The sequence below is a fragment of the Alloyangia pacifica genome (assembly GCF_900116195.1).
Lineage (GTDB): Bacteria > Pseudomonadota > Alphaproteobacteria > Rhodobacterales > Rhodobacteraceae > Salipiger > Salipiger pacificus.
In genome coordinates, this window is sequence record NZ_FOZW01000034.1 from 1 (window position 1) to 4872 (window position 4872).

Annotated in this window: 2 protein-coding genes and 2 pseudogenes; 3 read left to right on the forward strand and 1 reads right to left on the reverse strand. The window is 56.4% G+C overall.

Going from position 1 to position 4872, the window contains the following annotated elements:
• Positions 1 to 312 (reverse strand): annotated as a pseudogene (locus BM397_RS28760) (transposase); the annotation flags it as partial.
• A 548-nt stretch (positions 313 to 860) separates the two neighbouring features.
• Here BM397_RS28760 and BM397_RS28765 point away from each other — a divergent pair.
• From BM397_RS28765 to BM397_RS28780, 3 genes and pseudogenes are all read left to right on the forward strand, one after another.
• On the forward strand, positions 861 to 1829 hold the full coding sequence (locus BM397_RS28765; protein WP_092431566.1) for a phosphoribosyltransferase family protein: 969 nt from the start codon (positions 861 to 863) through the stop codon (positions 1827 to 1829).
• A 544-nt stretch (positions 1830 to 2373) separates the two neighbouring features.
• Positions 2374 to 3885, forward strand: coding sequence for an oligosaccharide flippase family protein (locus tag BM397_RS28770; protein WP_092431569.1), 1512 nt, complete (start codon positions 2374 to 2376; stop codon positions 3883 to 3885).
• A gap of 675 nt (positions 3886 to 4560) precedes the next feature.
• A pseudogene (locus BM397_RS28780) lies at positions 4561 to 4872 on the forward strand (transposase); the annotation flags it as partial.

Below are 4872 nucleotides of genomic sequence, written 5' to 3' on the forward strand. Positions count from 1 at the left end.
CCACTCACTTTGCATCCCTGGCGAAATACGCGCTCGGCATTGTCCTCGAACCAACGGCGGACAAGCCTCGCCCTTTTTTAGGATGTCACGCTCCTCCGAGACCCGCGCCAGCTCCTTCTTCAGACGCCGGATCTCGGCGTCTTTCTCCGCCTCTCCCGAGGACGCCTTCGCGAACTTCTTCTTCCAGGCGTAGAGCGAATACGCGCTGCCCCCCAAACACTCCGACACTTCCCTGACCGGGTAGCCCCGCTCGGTAATCTGCGCGACCGCGTCCCGCTTGAACTCATCGCTCAACTTGCTGCTGCTCATCATGACCTCCTTGCCTCAAAATTAGCGAAGAAGGCGTCCACGATACACGGGGCTATTCAGCCTGAGTGAATTGTTGAAAGATTTATTGCCAAGATGATCACCCCAAGGTTGTTCATACGTCACCTTTGAGACTAGTCAGTCGACCTTTAGAATCTTGTCACGGGTATATCCTGGGAGGCCAGTTCTCTCGATGGTTTCGCATTCTACATGAAATTTATCCCGCACGAGCAATTATTTAAATCACATCAACCCCGCCATCTAAATGTCCTCGGACAGGTATTCGAGCAAGGATACCCTAGGCAGCATGACGTGCCCCCACCATGCGGAATATCACGCAAAAGTTGCAATCAGGACTTCCTCATCAACGAAATCAAGAGCAACCCCGCGCTCAAGATTTAGATGCTCACAGTCGATCTTGTGGAAGTTCTTGTGTTTTTTGCCGGCCGGAGAAGAAACGCTCAAGTGCCCCAGATTGTAAATTTTTGTTGACATGTAGTGCGAGGATGGCAACCTTTTATTAATTTTTTTTTATTCTTAGTGGAAATTGTTCAATGGATTTTATAAATACGTTCGATTTGTGGCAGGCAATATTATCCAATCGCCGCAAGCTGCCGCGAGAAATCGATCTGGTGGTCGGCATTCCACGCTCCGGAATGCTACCAGCCACCATGATCGCGACACAGCTGAACCTGCCAGTGACCGATCTCGACGGGCTCGTCGAAAACCGCATCTTCGGGCACGGCACCACGAAGGATGCCCCCGACCTTTCTCGCGCCCGCGCATCGGATCGAACTGTACTGGTGATCGACGATACGGTGGGCTCCGGACAGGCCTTCAAGCGAGCTCGAGCCGCGCTCGCGGATGTTTCCGGCCGTCTCGTCTTTTGTGCAGTCTTCGCGCCGGTCGCTCGCCATCCGGATGTGGACATTGTCTTGGAGAAGGCCGGACCAGCCCCCATATGCCAATGGAACATGATGCATCACGCGGTCTTGCAGGCGGCTTGCGTCGACATTGATGGCGTATTGTGCCGGAAACCTGAGCCGCACGAAGATGACAATGGCACAGAATTTCGGAAGTTCATCGAAACTGCCGAAAAGCTCTTCGCAACCTCAGGTGAGATCCGTTGGCTGGTTACGAGCAGGCCCGAACGCTACCGCGCCGCGACAGAGGAATGGCTTTCGAAGAACGGCGTGCGCTACCGCGACCTGATCATGACAAGCACGGACGAAGACCGCCATCGCTCCACAGAGTATAAGGCGCGTATTTACAAGTCACTGGACGCGAAGCTCTTCGTCGAGAGCGAAGCCGACGACGCTGCGAGGATCGCTGAACTCAGCGGCCGTCCTGTCCTTTGCATCGCCACACAATCACTGATTGTCGGCGAGAGCCGTCCGATGGGCCGCCTTCGACGAGAAGTGCCGCCGCTGGGCTCCCATCTTGGCACGCTCAAACTCTCCGCTAGGCGCATCCTGGGGGATTCGTTCTACTATGCCGTCAAGAGGATGCTGACCCGCATATGAGCGGCCATGTGGAAGCGGGTAACACACACGTGTCATGCGGCGGTGGCGTGTTTGGCGGGCCAATGACGCAAAAGCGCAACCCAGTGAGGAATGGCCGCTGCCTGACTGCCTACAAAGCAACGGGAGCGGCGGTTTCAATCAAATTGGCCTTGGCGCCGATCCGCTTGAATACCCGTGGACCGGACGAACGGCTGTCAGCAACCCAAGGCTCCGCCGAAGTCCGCCTTGACCTGCGCGACTTTCTTCTCCCAAACCGAAAGGGAAGAGACTACCGACCGCAAGCTCACGCAGATTCGTCTCTGGCGGGGCAATGTCGCGCAATGCCTTGCCATAACTCTCTGCGCTCGAAATTTCTGCTGAACTTGGCGGCGCTTGTGACAGCTTCTCTGCCTCAAAGCAAAGAAATATATGTCGACAACACACGCCGCTGCTCGAACCCCTCCCTGGGATCAGGTCAAGTTCGAGGACTGATCCCCAATGCCACAACATGTCAGCTTGCCGACGTATACAAACTTTTCCAGTTTCTTTTTAGGATGCAGACAACATGACCCCTCGCGGCTACCGTCGCAGTAAAAACCTTGCCAAACGCTCGATCACCGGCACCATCTGGGTGCTCGGCGCACGCTTTCTTGCCCGTTTTTCTGATATCATACTGCTGATGGTCCTGGCGCGATTTCTGGCGCCGGACGACTTCGGTCTGATCGCTCTAGCGACCTCCGTGACTGCAATCATTTCCACAGTGGTGGCCCTCCCTATTGATGTGCCGCTGATAAATGTGAAAGCTGTCCGCCTAGTGTTTTTCCACACTGCGTTCAGCCTTGCGGTGTTAAGAGCGGCAATAATTATCATCTCAGCGTGTATCGCTGCACCTATCGCAGCACGAGTCTTCGAAGATGATCGATTGATTGCAATAATTTTAGCACTTTCCGCTTCAATATCCGCCCGAAGCTTCATGAGTCCCAGAATGGCTCTCCTCGCGCGCCGAATTCAACTCAGGCCGAGCTTCATGATCGATATAAGTGGGAAGATCGCGGGAATGCTCAGCGCAGTGATATTTGTCTCCTTTTTCCCAAACCATTGGGCGCTCATCGTGTCCCCGGCAGTGTGGTCGATCACGAGCGTCGCCGCCTCCTATATCATCGCCCCATATCGGCCCAAGCTAGATTTCTCGGAATGGAGATATTTCTCAAGCTACCTCGCCTGGATGTTTCCCGCACAGATCCTGGCAGCGATTGCATCGCAGGCAGACAAGCTAATCCTTGGCGCACTGATCCCCATGGGCCAGCTGGGGCAATACAACGTTGCGTCTCAAATTTCCAATATCGCGGAAGTTACAGTCAGAAGGTCAATTTCTAGCTCTTTGATGCCGAGTTTCAACTCGCTTCTAGAGCAAGCCGACCGATTGCGTCGCGGATATTTCCTCGCAGATAGCGCAATTTTCATGATCGGACTCCCGATCTACATGCTGCTTTCGGCATTTTCGAACGTGATCGTATTACTCGTACTTTCGCCCTCCTGGGCAAACACGGCACCCTTCCTTCAAGGCCTCGCGCTGGCCATGATGCCGACGTTGTTCCGCATTCCCTTCCGCTCTCTTGCATTCGCAATGAAGCGCGCAGACCTCGTATTCTGGCTTGGTGTCGTGAACTTCGCAATCCGCATCCTCGCCATTCTGATCGGCTATCGCTTCGGCGGCGCACTGGGCGTGGTTTATGGAATCGGCCTCGGCAATATATTCATAGCGGGCGTCTCAACGCTATTTGTTCAATGGCTCATCAAGGCCGATCCAAAGGAGCAAGTTATGGCCGTCATGCGGCCGCTGGCGGGTCTAACCACCATGGCCCCGGTGGCCTATTACGGCGCGAATGTGGCCGCGACGGCTGAGTCACTGCTTGCTACAGCTCTATTGGCGGGGAGCTTCTCGATCTTGGCCATCCTAACCTATGGCACGACGATCCTGTTATTCTGGCGACTGGCCGCGCGACCTGCGGGCATAGAGATGCGTTTCATCGAGATGATCGCCCGGGCAAGAAAACCCGAAGGTGCCGCCCGCTGACAAATGTTCGGCGTCAACGCTCAGCGCCCGGAACAAGCGGAATACGCATGGCTGCTCCTCCTTAGTGTCAGGACTTCGGCTACGGGGGCCCAAATAAGCGGCGGCTCTGCCCGCTCTTTGGTCGTCCTTTCGGCTCAAAATGAAGGTCCGCTTCACCGTACGGGGCAACGCGAGAGGAATGTCGAGTTCGGGCTGTCACCAGCCAAATGCTCTGTTGCAAGCGCTTGGCCCGGCACCCACGGTTAGGACTTGGCGCCCCTTACAGCATCGTGGTGCTGGGTCTCCATGGTAGGATTACGCCGCCGGCAGCGGGTCGGAGATGTTGCTGGGCGCGGTGGAGGGAGGCCTTCACCATGAGAAATGAGAACCTACCCGCCGTTCGCCTCACCAAACCCGCCTCTATTGCCTCGACGCGCCCGGCCTCACCTTCCTGGTAAACGCGGAAGGGAAGCGCGGACAAGCTGTCAGAAATCAGCCCGATCGCGGCCTCGGAAGCGGCGAGCGCCTCGGGCCTGTGCCTGTAGCCGTCGCCTTGCGCGAGCCACGTCGCGCCGAGGGCGGCGAGACACACGTTCGAGCGGGTCTCAGGCGAGGTGCGGCGAATGAGATCAGCGAAGACTGAATAGCCCCGTGTATCGTGGACGCCTTCTTCGCTAATTTTGAGGCAAGGAGGTCATGATGAGCAGCAGCAAGTTGAGCGATGAGTTCAAGCGGGACGCGGTCGCGCAGATTACCGAGCGGGGCTACCCGGTCAGGGAAGTGTCGGAGTGTTTGGGGGGCAGCGCGTATTCGCTCTACGCCTGGAAGAAGAAGTTCGCGAAGGCGTCCTCGGGAGAGGCGGAGAAAGACGCCGAGATCCGGCGTCTGAAGAAGGAGCTGGCGCGGGTCTCGGAGGAGCGTGACATCCTAAAAAAGGGCGAGGCTTGTCCGCCGTTGGTTCGAGGACAATGCCGAGCGCGTATTTCGCCAGGGATGCAAAGTGAGTGG